The sequence below is a fragment of the Erwinia amylovora genome, from assembly GCF_017161565.1.
GTDB classification, from domain to species: Bacteria; Pseudomonadota; Gammaproteobacteria; order Enterobacterales; family Enterobacteriaceae; genus Erwinia; species Erwinia amylovora.
The window spans coordinates 2,735,696-2,759,921 of sequence record NZ_CP066796.1; the positions used below are offsets into that span (position 1 = coordinate 2,735,696).

Sequence of the window (24,226 nt, forward strand, 5' to 3'; positions counted from 1 at the left end):
TGGCGGCTTGCCCCGGTGCGAGAAAAATTACGGAATACAGCCAGACACCGTCGATATCCGTTTGTGCTGTGAATGAAGGGAACGAGGATCAACCAGCCGTTATATCGGGCATTTCCGTTCTATATCTGCGGCACGACATAATTTATACCTTTCACCTGTTCAAAATAGGGTAGCCCCATAATGATGCTAAAAAAATACTTATCGCCGGGGATGGCATTTAACTGTTGGGAATATTTTTCATGCAGCATAAGCTCGCCGCTAAGGTGTTTTTCGAATTTCGATCTCAGCTTGGCCACTTTTATCGAAGCAGCAGAAAACGCCACCCGGTCATGGCGTTCTGCCGATGCCATGAGCGGATCCATCCCCTGTTGGCGCAGATTAAGATAGCTTGCCCGATAGCTCTCTCTTAGCTTCTCTTCCCCCGCCAGTAGCTCCGTCTGTATAAATGCCGCAAAGGCCGCATCGGCCTTTACCAATAAGGATTTTGCCAGAATAAGTGACTCTGCTGCACGCTCGAAATCGCCAGAATCAATTTCATCCAGATAATTCTCCAGATACATCTGACTGGTACGCCCGTGATTAATCGGGTCGATCAGTGACAGAATAACGCCAATCTGTAGATCAATATCATGCGATGACGCTTTCAATTTTTTTGTATCAGTTGCGCTATTGCTAATGCCGATCATCACGACCAGCATAAAAATAGCGAAGCCAATCAAAATGTACTTTCTTGAAGGCATAGTTAAGATTCTTATTCCGTTTTGCCGCAGGATTTTGATCGAACCATATTGCCTTTATTGCCAAACAGGCCGTTTATCCAACAGATATCTCTGCTGCCGGTTTATCAGAACAGCTTGAGCTTGATAAACATCATTAGCTGGCGGAAATAGTGCCGGATCCTGCGGCGAATTCTTTTCATGGTGCACGGCCTGCCATGCGGCGTTTCTACTAATATTTCCACCGCATCCTCAGGGCTAATCACCGTATAGTTATGAGGATCAAGATAGGTGGGATAAGCGATCAGTCCCTGATAAATCAGATCGTTTCGCGTCAGTTTGCGCGTGCGACGGGCGCAAGGAAACTCATCGTCCGTTAGCCCCCAACCTGCATAGAAAGGCAATCCGTAGCAATGAACACGTTTTCCGTGCAGCAGCGCTTCAAATCCCCACAGCGAAGTCATGGTATGCACTTCATCTGCCTGCATGATGCACTGGATAATATCGACGTCGCGCGCGTCGAAATCCGCCAGGCCGCTCAGTGCATCAGGTGAAATATCCCCCTTCATATCTCCCGTCAGCGCGTCCGGATGTGGCTTATAAAAAATAAATGCCTGGGGATAATCTTCGCGCACGCGATGTAATAAATCATGATTGGTACGCACCCCGAGCGCTCCGGTGGCGAGCGAAATATCGTCTTCCACCTGCCCCAGTACCAGTATCGCCAGGCGATGAGCTGCGGCGTCAGGCAGCCGGAAATGGCCAACGTTTTGTTTGCCGGTGCGCTGCTCCACCAGCCGTTGATGAAGCCGCTGCGCTCTTGTCGCTTGCTGCGCTGAAAGCTGGCTGTTATTCAGCATCTGTTCCAGATCGCTCGGGCGACGCGCATCGTAATAGATGCCCTGTTTATCAAGCACAAGCGACAGCGGCGGCTTCTGAGCCGATCCGTGTCCGCTGGAACGTAAAAGGCCATTTTCCATGCGCCAGACGGGAATACCGCGTTGTTGTGCCAGCTTGCTCCAGCGGCGCTCTCCTTTGATCCCCCAAACCACGCAAGCTTCTGCCGGTCGGCAACGCCTGGCCATGGTCAGCTGATTATCACGCGTGTGCAAAAACGGTTTCACCATCGTTGCTTTCCACAGCGGAAGCCCGGGTGCCCATAAATGTCCGACACGTTGCAGGCCGTGCTGGCGCTCACGCACCAGCCATTCAAGGACTTCGCTCAGTCTTGCAGGTTGCCCGTTTGAGGGATGAATATAGCGGCTGTAGCGCAAATAGGCAGCGGTAAACAGCGCGGTCAGCGAGGCGCGCCCCCGCCGTTGCGCCAGGCAGACGGCACCAGAGTGACGGTCGTCGGTCAGCCCCCAGGCGGCATACCACGGCAGACCGAAACACACTACCGGTTTACCCGCCAGCAACGCCTCGAAACCTAACTGCGAGGTAACAACATAGACTTTAGTCACTACACGCAGCAAAGATTGCGGGCTGACATCCTCGGTGAACAGGTGGACCCGGTCATCCAACTCTACTGCACCTAAATAGCCCTGTCTGGAACCACTCAGGACATCAGGATGAACCTTGACCCAGATTGTCGCGTTAGGATTTTCGCTCAGCGCTGCATTTACCATGCGGCTAAAATCAGTCGCGCCGCCACCGCCCCACTTGACTGACAGATCGCCAGCGGTTTGATCCACCACCAGCACGACTTCAGACGGTATCGGCGTTGTGCGTTTAAACGGCAGAGCGTGATTAAATTTGGAGAGATCTTCGTTAACAATGGTCCGCATGGCATCTTCCGCTTCCGCCGCCAGCACGCTGTTACCTGGCGTGTCCTGGATCATGCGCTCAAGCGTACTGGGGCGCCCGGCATCGTAGTACATGCCAAGACGATCAACGACCATGGAAAATGGCGACGCGCCCTCTACTCCCAGCCCCTGCGAACGGATAAAGCCGTCCTCTAGTCGCATCAGGGTCTTGCCGGCGGATTGGGCAGCCCGAACCTCTTTTTTACCTGATGGACGATAACCCCATACGGCTATTGCATCCACCTCTGCGGGCAGAGCATGGCGCAGCGCGACTTTGTGGCAACGCTCACGCAGAAAGTTAGCCAGGTGGGGAATACGCCAGATGCCGGAAGAATAAATGCCAATCATAATGCTACCTGTTGCTTAACCTGCCATTCGCTTTCCCGCCCGGACTGCTGCAAAAAAGCATTGCGAACGGGGCCTGTCGTTATTTTGTGCATCATGCTGATTTCCTTATCGCGCCAGAATCCTTTTTGCCAGGACAGCGAGCGGGTAATGCGGGCCGGATATATTCCGGATGTCTTCAATATTCTGTATAAGAAGAGCCTGATATTCCGTTCCCTACGAGGTAAAATTGCCTTGCGTCGGGAAATACATTGCGTTTAAAGCCGGCATGACGCAGTTCAACCCGTTGAAGGATGTCTGGTAATACCAGCCATTAACAGAGTTCCCGCCGTGCTGGTTTTCTGCCGCCCGCCGATCTGCGTGCCTGGGTATTTATTCCGCCATGGCATCTGCCAGCGATCCCACCACCTGCATCTCTTCGCGACTGAGCAGCATCTCAATATCCACCAGAATGACCATGCGCTTGTCTATCACGCCAATCCCTTCCAGATAACTGCTGGCCATCACTGAGGAGACATCCGGCGTCGGCCTGATTTGGCTTTCATCCAGTGACAGCACGTCAGCAACGCCATCAACCATAACGCCCAACACGCGATCTTTCAGATTCAACACGATAACCACAGCGGCGGTATTCTCGGCCTCCACCGCCAGCTCAAAACGCACGCGCAAATCGACGATCGGCACAATCACGCCGCGCAAGTTGGTTACACCGGTAATAAATTCAGGCACGTTGGGAATACGCGTAACCCTGTCGCAGCCGCGGATCTCCTGCACTTTCAAAATATCGATGCCGTATTCTTCATTCGCTAAGCGAAATACCAGGTATTTTTGCCGACCGGCATCGGCTACGGCAGGATGATTGCCAGCTTTTAAGGTCATATTTTCTTTCCTTCTAAACGATCGGATTGATGACTCAGGCTGGCCAGTTCAATGACATCCAGAATCAGCGCCACGCTGCCATCGCCCAGGATGGTCGCGGCAGAGATACCGGGCACTTTGCGATAATTGTGTTCAAGATTTTTCACCACAACCTGATGCTGGCCAACCAGCTGATCGACCCACAGCGCATAGCGGCAGCCACCGCTTTGCACAATCACGATGATGCCGTCTTCAGATGCAGCCTCACCGGACACATCAAAGGCCTGGCGCAGTTCCGTTAACGGCAGATACTCACCGCGTACCTGCACCAGCCGGGACTGTCCGACAAATTGATAAAGCATATCTGCACTGGGTTTCAACGATTCCATCACCACGTTGAGCGGCAGCACATAGATTTCGTCACCCACTTTGACGGACATGCCGTCAAGGATGGCCAGCGTTAGCGGCAGCAGAATACGGATGGTGGTGCCTTGATCCCTGACCGAACAGACTTCCACATGTCCGCCCATTGCCAGAATATTGCGCCGCACGACATCCATACCGACCCCGCGCCCGGAGACATCGGTCACGTTAGTTGCCGTTGAAAAACCGGCAGCAAATATCAGCATCCACACTTCATCGTCGCTGGCTGAATCGGCAATCTGAGTACCGCGCGATCGCGCTTTGGCCAGCAGTTTTTCCCGATTCAGGCCGGCACCATCATCCCTGACTTCAATAACGATATTGCCGCCGTGATGTTCTGCCGACAGCGTCAGATTGCCCGTGGCGCTTTTTCCTTTACGCAGACGTTCGTCCTTTTCCTCAATGCCATGATCGAGACTGTTGCGTACCAGATGCGTTAACGGGTCGATAATGCGTTCAATCAGACTTTTATCCAGTTCGGCGGCACCGCCCAGCAAGGTCAGCTCGACTTCTTTATTCAGCCGTGCACCAAGATCGTGAACCAGGCGCGGGAAGCGGCTAAAGACGTAATCCATCGGCATCATGCGGATCGACATCACCGACTGCTGCAACTCGCGCGCATTACGTTCCAGCTGTGCCACGCTGCTAAGCAACATGCCGTACTTGGCCGGGTCAAGCTGCTCGGTCAGCTGGGAAAATATCGACTGGGTGATAATCAGCTCACCCACCTGATTGATGATCATGTCAACCTTTTCCACCGCCACACGAATGCTGCCGGATTCTGTCGCACTCGGGCGCTTCGCCATATCCGGTTTCGTGCTGGTGATCGCTGCCGCTGCCGCAGTCACTGCCGGGATCTGTGCAGGCGCGACGGCATCGGCTGCAACCGGCGGACTGACGCCAGCCGACGGACGAATATCAATCTGGGATTCATCAAGCACAAAACATAACACTGCGCCGATCTCGTCGGCGAGTACCGAGGTCTCCAGTTCAACCTCAATACCGCTGGCAACAGGCCGGTGACCAATGACGGTTCCGAGGTTAGCCAGCTCATCAAGCAGCAGCGACTGCTCTTGCATTTTGATGCCGCTTAGCGTCACGGTAAGGCGAACTTCGCTTGTGGCGGCATGCGTTACAGATGGCGTGGCTGGTTGCTCTACCGGCAGCGACAGTTCGCCTTTTTCCGACAACGCAATCTGCTGTAGCGCCGCGCAAATATAGCGAAAACACTCTTCATCTGGTTCCTGCAACGACTGATAGGCTTCAAGCTGCGCTTGCATAATGTCCTTACCTTCCAGAAAAAGATTAACCATATCGCGGCTCAGCTGTATCTCGCCGCAGCGGGCTTTATCCAGTAAATTTTCTAACAGATGCGTGGTTTCCTGCAGCACGCTAAACCCAAAGGTGGCCGCCCCCCCCTTCAGGGAATGGGCCGCACGAAATATCGCATTTAGCTGCTCAATATCAGGACGCGCAACGTCCAGCAGTAGCAGATGTTGCTCCATATCGGACAACAGCTCTTCTGCTTCTGAGAAGAAAACCTGCGAGAAATCATTGAGATCCATCTGTATATCCCTGAACCGCGCTCACGCTGGTTCCCAGAGGGAGAACCGAGTCTGTCTGCTGGAGAATGCTGTTTTCTTCCAGCACCTGCCGTTCCTTGAGCTTGCTCAGTACCAGAACGCTGATACGTCGGTTCATCGGGTTATCTGCGCTGATATCCGCCAGCCCCATGCGGCTACCGGTACCTATCACGCGTAAAATGCGATCGTCATCCAGTCCGGCATTAATTAGCACACGTCGTGCAGCATTGGCTCGCCCGGTGGATAGTTCCCAGTTGCTGTAGCCACCGCTGCCGCCGGCATAAGCCAACGAGTCGGTATGCCCGGTCAGACTGAGCGAATTAGGCAGCTCTTTCAGTAAAGGGACCAGCGCCTGCAAAATGCCGTTCATATACGATTCAGGCGCTTCACTGCCGGTCTTGAACATAGGCCGTTCCTGACTGTCAGTAATTTGGATCATCAGGCCGTCATCCGTCAGCGTCAGCATCAGGTTAGATTTAAAGTTACTCAGGCGCGGATCGCTCTCGATCATCGTTTCCAGACGGGTTTTGACTTTCTTCAGACTTTCTACGTTCTTGAATTTGTCCAGCTTGTCGACCTGGTGTTTGTAAACTTCACCCTCTTGCCTTATCACATCATCGCCCCCTCCGGGGATGATGCTTTCGCTGAAACTGGTCTTATTACCCTGCCCCATTGTCGGCTTGATGGGCATACGGAAATAATCGGCGATCATCTCTCGCTGCATATCGGAAGAGGAAGCGAGCAGCCACATCACCAGAAAAAAAGCCATCATTGCCGTCATAAAATCGGCGTAGGCGATTTTCCATGTCCCACCGTGGTGAGCATGCTTTTTATGCTTGCGCTTGCGCTGCCTGATAATGGGAGTGGTTGCTTTCATTCAGCAGCATCCCCGGACTGATTTTTGAAATTACCGTTGCTTTTGACCTCACGAACGTGGGTTTCCAGCTCTTCAAAGGAGGGACGCTCGCTGGTATATAACGTCTTACGGCCAAACTCGACGGCGATTTGCGGCGCATAGCCATTGAGGCTGGAGAGCAGCGTGACCTTGATACATTGCAACATTTTGACCTGATCGCTGCTCTTCTGGCGCAATACCGTCGCCAGCGGCAGCACAAAGCCATAAGCGATAAGGATCCCGAGGAAAGTTCCGACCATAGCGTGCGCAATCAGCATGCCCAGCTCGGCAGCGGGACGGTCAGCCGCCCCCAGCGCGTTCACCACGCCCATAACTGCCGCCACAATACCAAAGGCCGGGAAGGCGTCACCGACGGTATTCAGACTTTGCGACGGCACTTCCAGTTCTTCCTGACAGGTTTCAATTTCTTCGTCCATCAAATCTTCAATTTGGTGGGCGTTCATACTGCCGCTGATCATCAGACGGAAGTAATCAAGCACAAAATTGATGAGCGTCGGGTCGGAAAGTAACCGTGGATATGCACTGAAAATATCGCTATTGATAGGATCCTCGATATCCTTCTCCAGCGACATCAGGCCCTGAACGCGGCTCTTGGAGAGCAGAAGAAACAGCATAGCCATCAGATCCATATAGACGACTTTACTGTAGCTGCGGCCGAAGAACAGACGCACCAGCGCTCTGCCGGTAGCCTTTAACGACTTCATATTATTACCGACAATAAAGGCACCGATACCCGCACCGCCGATGATCAGTAGCTCAACCGGCTGAAATAAAGAGCCAAGACTGCCGCCGGAAAGGACAAACCCGCCAAAAACAGTCGCAATAACAACCAAATAGCCAATGACTACTAACACAATTACTCCTTTTTATCGTTTACGTCCCGTGCCGGCGTCTCTGCCTGCAACGGGAAACCGGCCCGTTGACTGCCATGCAATGCTGTTCAGGCAGAAGCAGTCAACTGCTGAGGGTAAGAACTGACGTACTCATGGTTGTTAACCTGCGTTTTCTTCAGCGCCCGTGAAGGCGGGCTGCACAGGCTGCAGGTAAACGGATTCTTGATAAATTCCGTTGCCACCACAAAGCCTCCTTTGCATACAGCACAGGATTTCTGCGAAATGATTCCGCAACCAACAAAACGTAATAGCGTCCACGCTCGCGTTAATCCCAATACGGGTTTTTCTGACGAGCGCGGATAACATTGCTCAAGATAAAGCCGGTAGGCTTTCATCAGGGTTTTAATCGGCCGCCCTTTTTCAGCTTTCTGCAAATAGAGATAAATATTATAAAACATTGAAGAATGTATATTTTGTTCCCAAGACATAAACCAGTCTTCGGAAAAAGGCAGCATGCCTTTAGGCGGCGGACAGCCACGTAATTCTTTATATAAACGCAGCAGACGCCGACGACTGATAGACGTTTCCGATTCAAGAACCTGCATTCTTGCCCCAAGATTAATCAGTTCCATGGCGATATTCACTTCGTTAATTTCATTCAGCAGGCTTTTATCGCTCATTTACTGCCCTCCGGATGAGGTACTTTGTTGACAGCTTAATTTATTAAGTAAATCTGTCGACAAAAGGATCCCGGTATGAATTTGCTGTAAAGCTTCAATTCGTGAATCTTTGGTCAGATTTTCAATAGCAATATCATCATCGACACGCAGACGACAAATCAGCTGATTAGTTGCTGCCAGTTTCATCAACTGAGGTAATGAAAGTGCTTTCAAGTTATCAATCGTCGCTTCAGACAGCCCGAGGCGAAATCCAGCAGCAAATTTATCTTTACGAATTAATTGTTGTGAAAGCAGTAAATATGACAGATTAATATCATGGATACTCTGCAGGTGCTCATCAAAACTAGGCATTATCTAATTCTCTTAATCTCACTCAGTACGAACCGGTCATGTCATTATGTAAAAGATACCCAAAATAAAACCGGCAACCAGATACTGACACAAAGCCTTTTGGCATTGATATTTACGGCGACCAACATGGCAATTGGTTAGGCGCAATTAAATATGAATGTATTGATTTCCCTGTCGACTGCGGCTGCATCAAAATCGAGGAAGCATCCTACCCACACCGATTTTCAATCACAACACATCCAAATGCACAACCTGCCTGAAAGATACATAACTGATTGATTAAAAGAATAATTAAAAAAAATTAAAACAAATTAAAAGGATTATTCCTTATTAATTGGCAACATAATGATGTTAAAAGTAAACAAAAATGAAAATCCTGATTTCTATCGACATCACACCCAGATTTATTTGTTCAAAACCATAAATTCACTCACAGCCGTTCAGGGCATCCATTCTGGCCCTGATTCTTTTTATCGCCAGACTGTGTAACTGGCTAACCCGCGTCTCAGTCAGACTGAGAACAGCGCCAATCTCTCTCATGTTCAGATCTTGCTGATAGTAAAGTTGCAGAATTACCTGTTCTCTTTCGGGGATGACACTGATATGTTCTGCAATCTTCCCAACCAGGTTTTCCTGCACGGCCTGGTGTACAGGATTTAATGCTTCATTTTCTTCATCGATTGTTTCATACGAATCAGCAAACTGTTCCTGCAGTTCATCAAGCGAATAAATCTGGCTGCTATTGGTATCTGCCAGCATCTGCTGCAATTCACAAACAGAGACGCCCATTTCTGTGGCAATATCCGCTTCTGATGCCTCGCCGCCTTTATTCTGCTCCAGCTGCTGAATAACCGCCGTCATTTCCCTGGCATGTTTCCGCACCCGTCTTGGCACCCAGTCACGCTCACGCAATTCATCCATTAATGCCCAGCGTATACGTTGGGCGAGGAAGGCGCTGAGCGTGACCCCTTTTGTCGGGTCGAAATGATCGATTGCCGACAAAAAACCTAGCGACCCAGCCTGAATAAGATCATCAAGTTCCACACTGGCTGGCAAACGCTTTTGTAAGCGTAATGCCTCTTGACGGACTATATGGTTGTACTTTCCCCATAATATCGTCTTATCTTCAATGCCACCCGGGGTATATATTCCGCTCACGCTAACGCTCTCACCCAATAATATCAACTGGAATTATCCGATGAAAAGCGGAATTCAAATAGTGCAAAAACCCCTTATAAAAATGCCTAATCCGCTACTTTGATTTCCCGATAAACATCACGGTGAACTTTCGATTTAAATTACTATCACAAACACAGGCATTATCGGGAATTAAAAGGTTTCCCATTGATCGTTATCCGCATGCATCGCTGCGGTTTTATAATCTTTTACCTGGCCAGTTCGGGTCAATTCTACAGGTTTACTTTCGCGGTTTTCATTGAGTACAAACTGCGCCACCAGGTTCTCCAGGGCATCAGACTGCATTTCCAGTTCGCCGGCAGCCATTGCAGCTTCTTCAACCATCGCGGCATTTTGCTGTGTCACCAGATCCATCTCGTTAACCGCCTGGGAAATCTGGTTAATCCCGGCGCTCTGTTCGTCGGAGGCAGAGGTAATTTCCCCCATAATCTCGGTAACCTGAGTGACGGAAGAAACTATTTCCTGCATCACGCTGCTGGCCTGTACCACCTGACGCGAGCCGGCATCCACAGTCGATACGCAGGTATTGATCAGATGATTGATCTCTTTCGCCGCCTCGGCACTGCGTTTTGCCAGATTGCGCACCTCTTCAGCGACCACGGCAAAACCGCGCCCCTGTTCGCCGGCACGGGCAGCCTCAACGGCAGCATTCAGTGCCAGAATATTGGTCTGATTTGCAATACTGTCAATGACGCCATTGATGTCGGCAATCTGGCGTGAGCTGGTGCTGATTTTCTGCATAATATCCTCAAGATTATGCATGGCATCGCCGCCACTTCGGGCATTGCCGCTGGCGCTTTCTGCCAGCTGACGTGCCGTATGGGCATTATCCGCATTTTGGCGCACGGTGGTTTTGATTTGCTCCATGCTGGCTGCCGTTTCCTGCAGCGCCGACGCCTGCTGTTCGGTACGCGATGACAGCTCATTGTTACCGGTGGCAATCTCACGGGCATTTTTGTGAATGCCCAGCACGCCTTTGCGAATACCGACAATGGTCCCCGTCAGGGCATTACGCATTTGCTCAAGGGCTCTTAGCATCATGCCAATTTCATTATGGTTGCCGGCCAGTACTTTTTTACTTAAATCACCTTCAGCTATGGTTTGCAGTGAGCTTACGGTCAGATCGAGGCGCTGTACCAGCGTACGTTTCAGCCAATAGCGCACGAACAGCCACATCATCAGCGCACAGATCACAACGATAATACTGATAGCGATCATTTGCTTATTATCACTTTCAGCCTCATTGATATAGGCATCACTAACGTGGTTTGAGGCTTCGGTGTAGTCCCTTAGCTTCGCGCGCAGCAGGTTACGTATCTCCACTTCACTTTCCAGTGAGCCGGTATAGCGTGCTGGTGTAGTAATAAACTGCTTTTTGTTCACCACCACCGCGTAGAGCCGATTAAACGTGGTCAGGATCTCCGTTGCCACTTTACGCTCCTCCTCGCTGTTAAACGACGAGGTCATAAAATCATCCATGCTCTGGCGTGCCTTACCGAGAATTTCATCGGTGGCGTGCACCATGTCCTGGGAAATGGTCTTTCCTGAGGCGGTTTGCAGCATCTGACTGTTAATATGCGCAATGCTGGCAGTAATATTATAAGCCGCATCACGTACATGTCGGTCACTGGAGGCGGCAACAACAATATAGTTAAGGTGCTTCTTGGTCACATAGCCGTTCATCGCAAAGAAGCTGGTGGTCAACAACAGCGTGATAGCGAACAGGCCAATAATCATGCTGATTGTGGTGTTAATTTTCAGATTTTTTAACATAATCTCCATACAGCATACTGACAGCAGGCATTTGCCCGCCGTCAGTATGCTGTATCCTTAGCTTGGTAAGTGCGATAATAAAGATCAGAATTACGATCTGAACAGGCTCATCTTCTGCATTGACTGGAATACCTTCATTGAGGCTTCCATAACCACTTCAGCCATCTTCGTTCTTTGAATTAAATTAATCTGCGTACTGGTGTCTGCCCCCAGCGCGCTCTGCAGTTTGCCCACCATTGCGTTGAAATCGTCGTCGGCCTGGATATCCAGCGCGTCGAGCTGTTGCAGCTGGGTACCTAAATCGGCCTGCACCTTGCCTAAACGATCAATCCCCGCATCCACCGCTTTGCTCGCCGCACCCAGCGCCGATTTGAGCTGTTCTTCATCGATCGGCGATTTGGTCAGCTCGCTGACCGCTTCCTGCAGATTTTTAAACAGATCGCTGCCGGTTCCGCTCATAAAGATATCGCTGCCGAGATGGCTGGTCTGCATGTCACTGCCATCAGCTACCGTCTGGTGAATGGCGGTATCTCCGCCCTGGTAGTTACCCTGATCGTCGAACGCGGCAGTCGCGGTTTTGAAACCGGAGAAAATATAGCGACCGCTGCCGTCGCGAGTATTGGCCAGGTCCAGCATATTCTTACTGATACCTTCAATTTCCTGCCCCAGTACGGCGCGATCCTCTTCCGACAGGGTTCCGTTCATCGCGGCAACCAGCTTCTCGCTGAGGTTTTTAGTCAGCAATTTGCCGACGGAACTCAGGGTAGAATCCTCCTGCTCCATACCGCTGCGCACGCCGGCACGGGCATCCTTATACAGTTCCATTTTCGCCAGCGCATTTTGCATAATAACGGCATCTGCTGCCCCTCCGGGATTGTCGGAAGCGGCCAGCAGAGTTTTACCCGCGCTGATACGGCTAAAAAGGCCGTTGTTTTGATCCATCAGGGCAGACATGCTCTCCATGTTCTGCTTGTACATATATTGCGTGCTTAAGCGCATGATTTTTCCTCTTCGCTGGAGCGATTACTTAATGGCTAACAGGGTGTCAAGCATCGTAGTGGCCGTTTGCAGGACCTGAGCATTCGCCTGGTAGTACTTTTCAAACATACTCAGGGTCACATACTCATCTTCCAGGTTAACGCCAACCACCGACTGCCACTTAGTCGTCAACTCTTTCAACACGCTACCTGAGGTGGAGTAATCGGCTTTTAACGCACTGGTTGTTGAGCCAAGCCCACTGACCAGGCTGGCATAGGACTCGGTCAGCGTCGCTTTACCGATCAGCTTTTCATCCTGAATTCCCAGCAGCAGGGCCAGGTTTTTGTTATTCGAGACTTCCTCTGGATCGCTGGAATCGGAGGCGGCGATAGCTTCGCCGTTGGCGATCGCCACGCTGACATTTTCCGCCACGCCGGCTGCGGGGTTCAGCATAAAGCTGTCGCCTTCCTCTGCCGTGCCGCTGACGCCGAGGCTGACACCATCAAACTCCAGTTCGCCGGCTGCGTTAACCGTATGCGGCACCACGCGACCATCTGCCCCTTTCACTTCCCAGTCACCGTTGGTGAAGGTGATGGTGTAGTCCTCTGCATTGATGTCAGTGTAGGGTGCGGTTAATTTGACATCGATGCTGGCAGTACCGCCATTATTACGGTTGGCCAGCGCTTCCGGGGTAGGAACGTTAAACAGGTCGCCGCCAGGGTTGCCGTTCTGGTCATAGCCCTGGCCGTTGACTTCGTTGAAGCGCCCTGCCATTTTCAGCGCCATCTGGTTCAGCTCATTGCGCGCCTTGCTCAAATCTTCGTTACGGAAGGTAAACAGGCCGCCCAGTGCGCCGCCGGTCATACGCTCTTCGTCAAGCCGGGTGGCATTCCCGCTGGCATCGATATAGGAAACCACGGTCTTATTGGGGTTCTCTGCGCTGGCCTCTGCTTTCAGCTGGTAAACGCGAGAGCCGGAAACCAGCGGGCGGCCGTCGGCCAGCATCACGTCCATCCGGCCGGTAAGCTTGTCTTCGCTTACCTTGATGCCGGTCTGCATGCTCAGGTCTTCCAGCAGGCCGTCGCGCGCGTCCAGCATATCTGCCGGTGGCGTACCGTGCTGTGAGACGATCTTCTCGATATTCTCATTCAGCTTCGCCAGCTGTTGCGTGCAGCTGTTGATGTCATCAACGCTTTGCTTGATCTGCGTATTGGTGCTTTTTTCCAGTCCGGTAAGGCGCTCGCTGCTGCTGTTAAACTGATAGGTCAGAGAACCAAGCGTGCTGAAAGCCGACTGCCGGGCGGCAGGTGCGCTTGGATCTTTTTCCATCTCTTTTAACGCATCAAAGAACTTATTTAGCGAAACGGAGGGATTGGTTTCATCGTTGCCAAGCATATTGTCGATTTCAGCCAGCTGCTCATAGCGGGCTTTGTGGCCGGCACAGGCGGTGATCCCGCTGCGCATTTCATTGTTGATAAAGGCATCGTAGCCGCGCTGCACGCCGTTAACCTGAACGCCGAAACCGTAAAAGCCTTTGCCTGAAATCATGCCACCGGATTCGCCCAACAGAATATCGCGACGGCTATAGTGCCCATTCATGGCATTATTGATGTTGCTGCCGATAACGCTTAATCCTGCTTGTGAGCTACTTAGGCCACTTCTGGCGATATTAAAAAGGTTCATCGTTTATCCACCTGATTCTGAGTGCATCACCCGAAGGTTATTCCGGGCAATCTGAATTCCACTGTTCTTATTACTTCATCGGTCTTTCGGAAATTAACTAAAACTTTCTTAAAAAATATCGTTCAGGTCATTCTTATAAGCCTGAATGCCGGTGCTGATACTGCCTTTCACCTGCTGAATGATGCTCTTAAGCTTGCTGGCATAAGCGGGATCGGTGGCATATCCCCCGGCCTGTAAGGCATGTGCGCCCTGTTCCGCTGAAGTGGACTGCGCCACATGGCGATAACGCGGATTGTTGCTCAACAGCCTGCTGTAGTCGGTCAGCGCTTCGGTATAGGAGTCATAGACGCGGAAAGCAGCCTTCACTTTGTGCGGGCTACCATTACGGTATTCCGTGGTGGTGATTTCCGTGGTTTTCCCCTGCCAGTCAGCGCTGGCTTTAATGCCAAACAGGTTGTGGCTGGGTTTGCCGTCGCTGGACGGGATTTCGCGTTTACCCCAGCCAGATTCCAGCGCCGCCTGCGCCAGGATAAGATGCGGGTGAATACCGCTGCTTTGCGCTGCCTGCAATGCCGGCCGCAGCAAACGCTGAATAAACGGTTGTGAACTGCTGCCCTGCACGCTGGCCGCGTTTATCGGCGATGCCTGCGGTACCGCCTCGGCTTTAGGCGATGATGGACGTAAACCATCGGCTAACGACGACCAGGATGCGGCAACAGGTGCGGCAATGTTCGCAGCCGGCGACGCGCTTTCTCCACCCATCTGCCGCACGATCATCTCGGCAAAACCGAGCTGGCTTTTTTGTGCAATATCCTGAGCCAGCTGCTGATCGTGCATCGAGGTGTACATATCCGTCGCCGGGCTGTGCAGTGCGTCATCTTTGATACTGGCGTCACGCATGCTCTTCAGCATCATCTGCACAAACAGCCCTTCCATCTGCTGCGCTGCCGCTTTCAGCGCCTGCGGCCCGTTGTTGGCCGCCTTCAGTTTGAGCGCATCCAGTGAACGCAGATCCCATGCGGCAGTGCTGAACGGTGGGTTAGCGCTCATCAGTTGATCTCCAGTTTCGCCCGCAGACAGCCAGCGCTTTTCATCGCCTGTAGAATCGACATCAGCTCGTTGGGCGTGGCGCCCAGTCCGTTTAACGCACGTACCACGTTATTCAGATCCGCGCTGCTGTTAACACGCTGCAGCGCGCCGCCGCTGTCGCGCACCGAGATTTGTGCCTGCGGTACCACCACGGTTTCACCACCGGCTAATGGCGTGTCCGGTTGGCTGATAAGGTTGTTTTGCGCGACCTCAACGGTCAGGCCACCGTGGGCGATAGCACAGGATTCAAGCGTGACGTGACGGTTCATCACCACCGAACCGGTACGCGAGTTGACGATCACTTTGGCGTCCTGCACGGCAACGTGCAGCGGTATGTCCTGGATATTAGCGAGGAAGCGCACGCGTGACGGCCCGTCAGTTGGGCCGAACAGCCGCACGGTGCGCGCATCTTCCGGCACCGCGCCACCGCTAAAGCGGCGGTTAATGGCATCGCTAATCTGCTGGGCCAGAGAAAAATCGGTCTCGTTGAGCTGCAGGCGCAACGCCGTTTGCCTGGCAAAATCGTTAGGCACTTCCCGTTCGACGGTTGCCCCACCGCTAATGCGCCCGCCATTAAGCTGATTAACCTGAACCCGGCTGCCACCCGCCTGCGCGCCTGCGCCGGAAATCAGTACATTACCCTGTGCCAGGGCGTAAATCTGGGTATCCGCGCCTTTCAGGGGCGTCATCAGCAGCGTACCGCCGCGCAAACTTTTGGCATTGCCAAGCGAAGAGACAACGATATCGATGCGATCGCCAGGACGGGAAAATGCCGGCAGTTCGGCCGTCACCATCACCGCCGCGATATTTTTGAGCTGCATATTCGTCCCGGCCGGTACGGTAATCCCCAGCTGGGAGAGCATGTTATTCAGGCTCTGCCCGGTGAAGGGAGCCTGCATGGTCTGATCGCCGGTGCCGTCCAGCCCCACCACCAATCCGTAACCCATCAGCGTGTTGGGGCGTACACCCTGCACCGTGGTCAGATCGCGTATACGCTCGGCACAGGCCGCGTTGGGTAACGCCACGAGCAGGGAGCACAGCAGCATGCCGACAGACATTAAAAGGGTTTGTTTTTTCATCATCATTCTAGAAAGGTGAGATATTCAATAACACACGCTGTAACCAGCCCATGTTCTGCGATTCATTGATATAGCCATTGCCGACATATTCGATGCGCGCATCTGAAACCTGCGTCGAAGAGACGGTGTTGTTGCCGCTGATGGTGCGCGGATTAACCACCCCCGAGAAGCGGATAAATTCCGTCCCCTGGTTAATGGCGATCTGCTTTTCACCCACCACCTGCAGGTTACCGTTTGGCAACAGCTGATTGACGGTGACGGTAATCGTGCCGGTGAAGGTGTTACGCGCCGCAGCGCCGCCCTTACCGGCAAAATCGGACTGACCACCGGCGTTGAAATCCAGTTTGCCGTTACCAAGCGCACCGCTGACGGATGACGGTACGACCTCAAGCCCCATACCGGCGGATCCATTACGGTTGGCACTGGCGGATGAACTTTTGCTGGCGCTGACATTTTCCTGCAGCAGAATGGTCAGCGTATCGCCGACGTTGCGCGGTCGGCGATCTTCAAACATCGGCTGATAGCCATAGTTCATAGCCTGCCCGCTTTGAAACAGCGAGCCGCTGGCACCGATCGGAGCCATCTGTAATGGTGTCGCAGAAGTGGGTCCCTGAACCAGCGGTTGCTGCATGATATGCGCACAGCCAGTCAGCAACAGGACCGCGCTAACGGCGACGACGCGGCGCCAGCCGTGATGAGAAACAGTACAAGAATTATTCATATCATTTATGACTAAAGGGTCCACAACCCGCCCGGCATCACCCGTCGGCGGGTAAAGGTAAGGATTACAGCTGGGCAAGCCGCTGTAACATCTGATCGGAAGCCGAAACCGCCTTACTGTTGATTTCGTAGGCGCGCTGAACCTGGATCATCGTCACTAACTCTTCCGCCACGTTGACGTTAGAGGTTTCGATATACTGATGCTTGAGGCGACCCGCGCCGTCCATGCCGGGAGTGGCTTCGTTCGGCGCACCGGATGCCTGGGTCTCGGCGTAAAGATTGCCACCAAGGCTTTCCAGGCCGGCATCATTGATAAAGTTCGCCAGCGTCAGCTGACCAATCTGCTGCGGAGCCGCCTGGCCAGGTACGGTGGCGGTAACAATACCGTCTTCGCCGACGGTCAGCTTCTGCGCATCGGCCGGTACGGTAATATCCGGCTGTACCGGGTTGCCTTCCGCCGTCACCATCTGCCCGTTTTCATTCAGGCTGAACGATCCGTCGCGGGTATAGGCGGTGGTGCCGTCTGGCAGCTGCACCTGGAAGAAGCCTTTGCCCTGAATCGCCATATCGTAATCTCTGCCGGTTTGCGTCAGCGATCCCTGGGTGTGCATACGCTGGGTGGCCACGGTCGCCACCCCGGTCCCCAGCTGCATGCCGGTCGGCAAGGTCGTCTGCTCTGACGCCTGTGCGCCGGGCTGGCGCATGGTTTGATAAAGCAGATCCTGGAATACCGCACGCTGGCGTTTAAAGCCGGTGCTGCCAACGTTGGCCAGGTTGTTGGAAATAACGTCCATATTGGTCTGCTGTGCTTCAAGACCGGTTTTTGCAATCCATAAAGAGCGGATCATCTTATGACTCCCGTACGGGCGTTAGCCCACACTTAATAACTGATTAGCCTGCTTGGCATTTTCATCGGCGGTGCGGATGGTTTTCATGTTCATATCAAAGCTGCGGGCGGTGGCGATCATCTCCGTCATGGCTTTCACCGGACTGACGTTACTGCCTTCCAGCGTTTCCGGACTGAGGCGCAACGCGGCATCAGCAGGCAGTGAGTCACCGGCTTTAGGATGGAACAGCCCTTCGTCGCCGTGCAGTAAATCCTGAATACTGGCGTTAGCCAGCTTCAGGCGTCCGACCGGTGTGACGGTGGTGGGATCGTCGCCGGCACCCAGCGCCGTCAGCGTACCGTCCGGCGCGATGGTTACCGCCGACTGCGGCGGAACCGTTAGCGGTGCCCCATCGCCCATCAGCGGATAGCCATTGACGCTAAGCGCACCGTCACGATCCACCTCAATAGCACCGTTTCGCGTGTAGGCTTCCGTGCCGTCAGGCATGGCTACGGCGAGCCAGCCATTCTGCGGCAGCGCAACGTCCAGACTGCGGCCGGTGTGATTAAGCGGGCCCATAGTGCCGTCGTGGTACGGCGTGCTGTCGACCACCAGCGCGCGCGTGGCGATGGTTTCCCCTTCGACCGGCACCGCACGGAACGCCGCCATCTGGGCGCGGAACCCGGTGGTGGCGGCGTTGGCCATATTGTTAGACGTTACCGCCTGGCGATTCAGCGCCGCATTTGCGGCGCTCATCGCGGTATAGATAGCGCGATCCATTGATGACTGCCCTTAGCGTAGGTTAACCAGGGTCTGCAACATCTCAGACTGGGTTTTGATCGTCTGCGAGTTCGACTGGTAGTTACGCTGGTAGACAATCATATTGACCATCTCGCTACCCAGATCGACGTTGGAATTCTCCAGTGCGCCGCCGGTCAGGCTGCCAAAGCTGCCGGAGCCGGCCGTGCCGATGATGGAGCCACCGGACTGCGGAGATTCCACCCAGGTGTTATTGCCGTTCTGCTGCAAACCGCCGGGGTTAGCGAAGTTCGCCAGTACCACCTGAGCGATCAGCTGCTTTTCACCGTTGTCGTAGTTAGCGGTGATCTCACCGTTATCACCGATCTGGAAGTTGACGTAGTTACCGGCGGCGTGACCGTCAGTTTTCACCGGTTCAAAGGTCGAGGCATCGGACTCATGCTGGGTGATGCCAGAGAGATCGAGCTGCAGATCCAGCGGGGTCGCGCCGTTGAGGCCAGCGCTCTTGACGTTGAGAATGCTGCTGGCCGCATCATTGGTCAGCTTGCCATTTTCATCGAATGTGATAGCCAGTTCGGTGTATTCAGACTTGGGCGGCGTACCGCTGGTCACCGGCGCGCTGGCGTCGTTGGCATAGGCTTTCCATTCACCGGTGGCGGTTTTCACATAATAGATATCGATGGTGTGACGATTGCCAAGGCTGTCAAAAGCTTCAATCTGACTGGATGAGTTAAATGTATCGGCATCAGTGTGGTCGAAAGGCGTTTTGGTAATCACCTCTGAACTGGCCGTCAGGTTGCCGTTCAGCTTACCGCTGGTGGAGGCTACCGGCGGCATTCCGGTCTTATCGATCTGGATTGGCGCAACGGCGGCACCAGCCTGAATGGCAGGCGGCGTACCGGTTGCCTGATAGCCGGTCAGGCGCAGGCCGTTGGTCAGGTTGGTAATATAACCGTTAACATCGGTATCGAACTGGCCGTTGCGGCTGTAATAGGCCTGGCCCGCTTCATCCATCAGGCGGAAAAAGCCGTTGCCGTTAATGCCCATATCCAGATTGCGCCCGGTGCCGGTTAAGCCACCGTCTTTGAAGTTCTGGCCGCTACCCGCAACCTGCACGCCCATGCCCTGTGCCCCGGCGAAGATATCGGCGAAGCCGATAGAGCCGGATTTAAAGCCAAAAGTCTGCGAGTTGGCGATATTGTTACCGACCACGTCCAGCGCGCTGGCCGCGGCGTTCAGCCCGCTAAGGCCTTGTGAAAAGCTCATAATAAATGTCCAGAAAGTAAGGTTTGAAAGAGAGTTACTGAATCACGAAAATGTCATTAATGGCGGTAGTGCCTTTACTGGCCAGGTGCAGCACCGCACGCCCCTGGTCAAACGACACGGACTCAACCTTGTCGAGGGTCAGCCCGGTGACCGTTGGCGCTTCTCCCCCGGCATTACTGGCAGAATAAGTGACGGTATACTCGCTGCCTGCTGGCGGTGGCGATGGCTTGAAGTTCTCAAGATCGCTCAGGCTGAACTTATTCACTCCGGGCTTCGCATCCTTCAGCTCTGCGCTATAGCTTTCACCGTTATCATTGGTCAACGTCACCGTGACGGTTTCCGCATCGCCACTGAGATTGAAGTTCAGTTCTTTACCGGCATCAGCATACGGCTCCGCAGCACTACCCCAGGTCACTTTGGCATCACCGGCGATCATCACTTCGCGCCCCACCCAGGAGGTCGCGCCCATTTCCTGCATCTGGACCAGCATGCCGCCAACAATGGCGACTGAGTCGTTGAGTTTCTCGACTCCGGAAGCGGTGTTGAACTGCGCCAGCTGCGACGTCAGCTGATTGTTGTCCATCGGGTTAGTCGGGTCCTGATTCTGCATCTGAGCAATCAGCAGCGTCATAAAACTACCGGAGAGATCGGCAGCGCTGCTCCCCATATCAACCTGACCAGGGCCACGGGTATTATTAACGGGTGAAACTGACATTGATTTTCCTTACTGACCCAGTGAAAGGGTCTTTAACATCATGGCTTTGGCGGAGTTCATCACTTCGACATTGGCCTGATAGCTGCGGGAGGCGGAAAGCGTGTTGACCATTTCATCCACCACGTTGACATTGGGCATGCGCACATAGCCCTGCTGGTCCGCCAGCGGATTACCGGGTTCATACACCAGGCGGTCCGGGGCGCTGCTTTCCACCACTTCGCCCACCTTTACGCCACCAATCTCATTACCGGCGGCGGCATCGACTTCAAAAGTTACCTGGCGGGCACGATAAGGCTGCCCGTCCGGCCCGACCGCACTGTCGGCGTTGGCCATATTGCTGGCGCTGACGTTGAGTCTTTTTGACTGCGCCGCCATCGCCGAACCTGAAATATCAAAAACGCTAAATAACGACATATTTACGATTCTCCTTAAGCCAGCACGCTCATCATTTTCTTAATATCAGCACCGAGGAATGTCAGGCCAGACTGGTATTTCACGTTGGTATCAGCCATGCCAATACGCTCACGGTCCATATCCACGGTATTACCATCCGCACTCGGCTGGTCCGGCGTGCGATACAGCAAATTCGCGTCATCAAACGGCCTGCCTTTCCCCTCAATATGCTTTTCCGCGGTTAATGACAGTGATACCGGCGATTTCGCCATCGACTGATTCGCCAGGGTATTTTTAAGCTGCTGAGAAAAATCAATATCCCGTGCCAAATAGCCTGGGGTATCCGCATTTGCAATGTTGGATGCCAGCACTTCCTGCCGACGCGAGAGTAAACTCAACGCCTCCTGCTGAAAGAGAAACGCATCATCAAGTTTATTAATCATGAATATTTGTTCTCGCGCCTGTAAATTAACCGTCATATTTTAGCCAGCAGGAAGAAAATATTACACCGCAAGGAAATAACACAAACAGGCGCATTTAAATGAATAAGAACACGCTTATGTGAAATAGAGAATTTAGTCGATAAATTAGCTGCAAAAGCGCTGGCATTTAGTGCAATAACATCTTCTCAGTCCAGGTTATAATTTATACCGTCAGCGACAGGGATCAGATCGCTTATTCGTAGTTATCCGCAAGCTATTAACAGATGTAAGGCACGCTTAAATATGTTTTCTCGTTATCGTTATCTGATCCTGGCGCTGTGCTGGAGTTCGACGCTGTATGCCACTCCTCATACCTCTTCCGGCATTGAGCAACGTCTGTCGGTGAGAATCGATCAGCTATTAAAGAAAAAACAGGGAGCGGAGCATGACGGTAACGTGGTCCAGCTGGCAAAGCTGCTGACGCCCGCCCGCCAGCTGGCGGCGATATGCCCCGATCCGGTGCTGTCACTGGCCGGAAATGATAGCAGGCTGACCGGCAAACGCAGCGTGATCGCCCAGTGCGGCGCACGCCGCCATTATTTACAGATTCAGATCAGCGCACACGGCAGCTGGTGGGTGGCAAAGAAAAATCTTCCGGCGGGCAGCGTCATCCGCGCCGACGATATTGAAACGCACGCCGGCAGCCTGGATCATCAGCCAGCCGGTATCCTGTTTGACATCAACCAGATTGTTGGTCAAACCACCACACGCGCACTCAACGCCGGCAGCCCGATCGTGCAAAATCAGCTGCGCCAGCAGTGGCTGCTGCATGCCGGACAAATGGTGGATATTGTCACCCACGGCGAGGGCTTTCGTATTCGCAGCCAGGGTAAGGCGCTCGCCAACGCGTCAGTAGATGATACGCTGAAAGTCCAGATGCGAACCGGGCGCACCATCAGCGGTAAAGTGGCCCATGACGGCCAGGTTGAAATTTTACTGCAACAATAATTTTAGTTTTTTCCTCGCACGCCGATGAGAAAAGTATACGCAGAATGAACAAGACTATTTGGCGAGGATAAAATGAGTATTGACCGTACCACACCGGCCGCCGCCGCTAATGCTATTGCTACCGTTCGTGATATGCGCGGCCGTCAGCTGAACCACGATTCCGCTAACCCGGTAGCCCACAACGCTTCCGGGGATGATACCACCCGGGTAAGATTAAGCAGCCTGGTGCAACAGATGAAAAGCGACAGCAGCAACGATATTGACGAACGTCGGGTTGCTGAAATTCGCGCCGCATTAAACGCCGGTGAACTGCCGTTAGATCCGCAAAAAATCGCTCGTGCGCTGGTAATGGATATTTTTCAATTTAATTAATGAATGAGTTGTGTTTGTTATGGATAAGCTATATCCGATCTTGTCGCAAATGAAAACGTCGCTTGGCGAACTGGAAGGGGTGATGATTGAAGAGTTCAATCATTTAAGTCGCCCGCAGATCAACCCCGTTTCGCTACAGATATTAACGGATAATAAAAGCCAACTGTTATCGACCATTCGTTATTATGATGAACTGCGCCGTAAGGAAGAGGCAGAAATGCATATTTCTGCCCCCTACCGTCAGCAGGTAAAACTATTTAGCTGCTGGCAGCAATTGAGTGAGAAAGTTGAAAGTACCAGGAAACTCAATCTTAGAGTTGAAGAGCTGCTGAATATGCATATGAAAACCAATACGCAGATAAAGCAGATCGTGACCACCGTCGGGGGAAATAACAGCCTCTATGGCTCGACGGGAGAATCGCACGTTGCCCCCGTAGGGGGAAGTTATCGTATCAGCGTGTAACGCGATCCACTCCTTAAAATTATTGTGCCCTTTTGCCAGCTAGCCGCTGGCTTTTTTTTGCCTGCAATTCGCTCAAATAATGGTCATCCCCGCTGAGGGAATAAGACAGCGCATCCCCAGGATCTGAAACCGCTAAGCAGCTGGGGACATGAGATAAGCGAAGGTGAGGCGGCGCGAGGAATAAAGATGACAGGATAACTTAACGAATGCTGGCGGTAAACGGGGCGGCGTAGGCGTTGCTGACCGCCTTACCTTTATTGAGTCCGGACATCTCTTCACGCAGCTGGTCAAGCCTGGCGCGCATACGCTGAACCATCAGCGCTTCGTTATCCTGCAAAGTGGTGATAAGCTCGCGGGCGGCCGCCAGCTCATCTACGTTCAGGGCGCTGCTGTCCAGCAGCATGGCTTCGCGGAGAAGATCCGCACAGGGGCCCAACGCCGCAATAAACTCATCCCAGCGGCTTTCGCAGCTCAGTACCATCAGCTCATCATGCAGCTGGCTGATGCGCTGTAATTCTGACATCAGCGTGTTACCCATGATTTACCTGCTTTTTCGCCGGCTCAATCTCTTTCCAGGTATTGGACATATCGGTCATCAGCTCGATCAGCTGCGGCAGCGGCTCGGGGTTCTGTTGCAGATTAACCAGCAGCAGATTGCGCGAAACATATTCATACAGGCTCTCCATCTCGGCGGAAATGTTGCCACCGATTTCATGATTGAGACCGGCGCGCAGCCCGTTGTCGATAATATTAATCGCACGCGAGATCATCTCTCCCCGGCGCGGGATATTGCCCTGCTCAAAATAGATTTTCGCCCGCAGCATAGCGTTGATAGCGCCCTCATACAGCATGGTGATCAGCTGATGCGGCGTGGCACCTGCCAGCTGGCTTTCCAGCGAAATTTTCGCGTAGGCGTTTTGGCCAGTTCGGGTATACATAGTGCGTTTTCCTGCCGGGCGCGCAGCCGCGCCC

26 protein-coding genes are annotated in these 24,226 nt (G+C 53.0%); 3 read left to right on the forward strand and 23 right to left on the reverse strand.

What is annotated here, in order from left to right; translation table 11 throughout:
* Positions 1–119: 119 nt before the first annotated feature.
* The 21 genes from JGC47_RS12535 to flgB form a co-directional block, all read right to left on the reverse strand.
* Entirely contained in the window at positions 120–740 is a 621-nt protein-coding gene (locus JGC47_RS12535) for a Tar ligand binding domain-containing protein (RefSeq protein ID WP_004159221.1), read from the reverse strand.
* A 104-nt stretch (positions 741–844) separates the two neighbouring features.
* The gene (locus JGC47_RS12540; protein ID WP_004159224.1) at positions 845–2,869 is read right to left on the reverse strand and encodes a capsular polysaccharide biosynthesis protein; all 2,025 of its coding nucleotides are present in this window, start codon (positions 2,867–2,869) and stop codon (positions 845–847) included.
* Between the two features lie 369 nt (positions 2,870–3,238).
* On the reverse strand, positions 3,239–3,745 hold the full coding sequence (locus JGC47_RS12550) for a chemotaxis protein CheW (RefSeq protein WP_004159227.1): 507 nt from the start codon (positions 3,743–3,745) through the stop codon (positions 3,239–3,241).
* Complete coding sequence (gene cheA, locus JGC47_RS12555; protein ID WP_004159228.1) at positions 3,742–5,712, reverse strand: chemotaxis protein CheA; 1,971 nt, start codon at positions 5,710–5,712, stop codon at positions 3,742–3,744. The genes JGC47_RS12550 and cheA overlap by 4 nt, the downstream gene beginning before the upstream one ends.
* Positions 5,699–6,607 carry a flagellar motor protein MotB gene (gene motB / locus JGC47_RS12560; RefSeq protein WP_004159230.1) on the reverse strand — a complete coding sequence of 303 codons (909 nt, stop codon included), beginning with the start codon at positions 6,605–6,607 and terminating at the stop codon, positions 5,699–5,701. The genes cheA and motB overlap by 14 nt, the downstream gene beginning before the upstream one ends.
* Positions 6,604–7,500 (reverse strand): flagellar motor stator protein MotA, encoded by an 897-nt coding sequence (motA, locus tag JGC47_RS12565; protein WP_004159232.1) that lies wholly within the window; start codon positions 7,498–7,500, stop codon positions 6,604–6,606. Before motA ends, motB begins: the two co-directional genes overlap by 4 nt.
* Before the next feature lie 86 nt (positions 7,501–7,586).
* The gene (gene flhC / locus JGC47_RS12570; RefSeq protein ID WP_004159233.1) at positions 7,587–8,159 is read right to left on the reverse strand and encodes a flagellar transcriptional regulator FlhC; all 573 of its coding nucleotides are present in this window, start codon (positions 8,157–8,159) and stop codon (positions 7,587–7,589) included.
* On the reverse strand, positions 8,160–8,510 hold the full coding sequence (gene flhD / locus JGC47_RS12575; protein ID WP_004159234.1) for a flagellar transcriptional regulator FlhD: 351 nt from the start codon (positions 8,508–8,510) through the stop codon (positions 8,160–8,162). It abuts the gene before it with no gap.
* Positions 8,511–8,936: 426 nt separating this feature from the next.
* On the reverse strand, positions 8,937–9,668 hold the full coding sequence (locus tag JGC47_RS12580; protein ID WP_004159235.1) for an RNA polymerase sigma factor FliA: 732 nt from the start codon (positions 9,666–9,668) through the stop codon (positions 8,937–8,939).
* Between the two features lie 171 nt (positions 9,669–9,839).
* Positions 9,840–11,480 carry a methyl-accepting chemotaxis protein gene (locus tag JGC47_RS12585; RefSeq protein WP_004164690.1) on the reverse strand — a complete coding sequence of 547 codons (1,641 nt, stop codon included), beginning with the start codon at positions 11,478–11,480 and terminating at the stop codon, positions 9,840–9,842.
* Positions 11,481–11,570: 90 nt separating this feature from the next.
* Positions 11,571–12,479, reverse strand: coding sequence for a flagellar hook-associated protein FlgL (flgL, locus tag JGC47_RS12590; RefSeq protein ID WP_004159237.1), 909 nt, complete (start codon positions 12,477–12,479; stop codon positions 11,571–11,573).
* A 24-nt stretch (positions 12,480–12,503) separates the two neighbouring features.
* A complete protein-coding gene (gene flgK, locus JGC47_RS12595; RefSeq protein WP_004159238.1) occupies positions 12,504–14,141 on the reverse strand; it encodes a flagellar hook-associated protein FlgK in 1,638 nt (545 codons plus the stop codon).
* A 108-nt stretch (positions 14,142–14,249) separates the two neighbouring features.
* Positions 14,250–15,191: a flagellar assembly peptidoglycan hydrolase FlgJ gene (gene flgJ / locus JGC47_RS12600; RefSeq protein ID WP_004159240.1), complete on the reverse strand. Its 942-nt coding sequence runs from the start codon at positions 15,189–15,191 to the stop codon at positions 14,250–14,252.
* A complete protein-coding gene (locus tag JGC47_RS12605) occupies positions 15,191–16,315 on the reverse strand; it encodes a flagellar basal body P-ring protein FlgI (protein WP_004159241.1) in 1,125 nt (374 codons plus the stop codon). The genes flgJ and JGC47_RS12605 overlap by 1 nt, the downstream gene beginning before the upstream one ends.
* A gap of 1 nt (position 16,316) precedes the next feature.
* On the reverse strand, positions 16,317–17,030 hold the full coding sequence (locus JGC47_RS12610) for a flagellar basal body L-ring protein FlgH (RefSeq protein WP_004159242.1): 714 nt from the start codon (positions 17,028–17,030) through the stop codon (positions 16,317–16,319).
* A gap of 64 nt (positions 17,031–17,094) precedes the next feature.
* The gene (gene flgG, locus JGC47_RS12615; RefSeq protein WP_004159244.1) at positions 17,095–17,877 is read right to left on the reverse strand and encodes a flagellar basal-body rod protein FlgG; all 783 of its coding nucleotides are present in this window, start codon (positions 17,875–17,877) and stop codon (positions 17,095–17,097) included.
* A 21-nt stretch (positions 17,878–17,898) separates the two neighbouring features.
* The gene (locus tag JGC47_RS12620) at positions 17,899–18,636 is read right to left on the reverse strand and encodes a flagellar basal body rod protein FlgF (protein WP_004159246.1); all 738 of its coding nucleotides are present in this window, start codon (positions 18,634–18,636) and stop codon (positions 17,899–17,901) included.
* A gap of 12 nt (positions 18,637–18,648) precedes the next feature.
* Positions 18,649–19,881, reverse strand: coding sequence for a flagellar hook protein FlgE (flgE, locus tag JGC47_RS12625; RefSeq protein WP_004162871.1), 1,233 nt, complete (start codon positions 19,879–19,881; stop codon positions 18,649–18,651).
* Positions 19,882–19,915: 34 nt separating this feature from the next.
* A complete protein-coding gene (locus JGC47_RS12630) occupies positions 19,916–20,596 on the reverse strand; it encodes a flagellar hook assembly protein FlgD (RefSeq protein WP_004159255.1) in 681 nt (226 codons plus the stop codon).
* Positions 20,597–20,605: 9 nt separating this feature from the next.
* Positions 20,606–21,010, reverse strand: a complete 405-nt coding sequence (gene flgC, locus JGC47_RS12635; RefSeq protein WP_004159264.1) for a flagellar basal body rod protein FlgC — start codon at positions 21,008–21,010, stop codon at positions 20,606–20,608.
* Between the two features lie 14 nt (positions 21,011–21,024).
* A complete protein-coding gene (flgB, locus tag JGC47_RS12640; RefSeq protein WP_004159267.1) occupies positions 21,025–21,468 on the reverse strand; it encodes a flagellar basal body rod protein FlgB in 444 nt (147 codons plus the stop codon).
* A 246-nt stretch (positions 21,469–21,714) separates the two neighbouring features.
* Here flgB and flgA point away from each other — a divergent pair, with 246 nt between their 5' ends.
* The 3 genes from flgA to JGC47_RS12655 all read left to right on the forward strand — a co-directional run bounded on the left by flgA (position 21,715) and on the right by JGC47_RS12655 (position 23,254).
* Positions 21,715–22,419 (forward strand): flagellar basal body P-ring formation chaperone FlgA, encoded by a 705-nt coding sequence (gene flgA, locus JGC47_RS12645; RefSeq protein ID WP_004159270.1) that lies wholly within the window; start codon positions 21,715–21,717, stop codon positions 22,417–22,419.
* Between the two features lie 72 nt (positions 22,420–22,491).
* A complete protein-coding gene (gene flgM / locus JGC47_RS12650) occupies positions 22,492–22,791 on the forward strand; it encodes a flagellar biosynthesis anti-sigma factor FlgM (protein ID WP_004159271.1) in 300 nt (99 codons plus the stop codon).
* A 19-nt stretch (positions 22,792–22,810) separates the two neighbouring features.
* The gene (locus JGC47_RS12655) at positions 22,811–23,254 is read left to right on the forward strand and encodes a flagella synthesis protein FlgN (protein ID WP_004159272.1); all 444 of its coding nucleotides are present in this window, start codon (positions 22,811–22,813) and stop codon (positions 23,252–23,254) included.
* A 199-nt stretch (positions 23,255–23,453) separates the two neighbouring features.
* Here JGC47_RS12655 and JGC47_RS12660 read toward each other — a convergent pair whose 3' ends face one another.
* Positions 23,454–23,792, reverse strand: coding sequence for a flagellar protein FliT (locus JGC47_RS12660; protein WP_004159273.1), 339 nt, complete (start codon positions 23,790–23,792; stop codon positions 23,454–23,456).
* Complete coding sequence (gene fliS / locus JGC47_RS12665) at positions 23,785–24,192, reverse strand: flagellar export chaperone FliS (protein WP_004159275.1); 408 nt, start codon at positions 24,190–24,192, stop codon at positions 23,785–23,787. Before fliS ends, JGC47_RS12660 begins: the two co-directional genes overlap by 8 nt.
* Positions 24,193–24,226 lie beyond the last annotated feature (34 nt).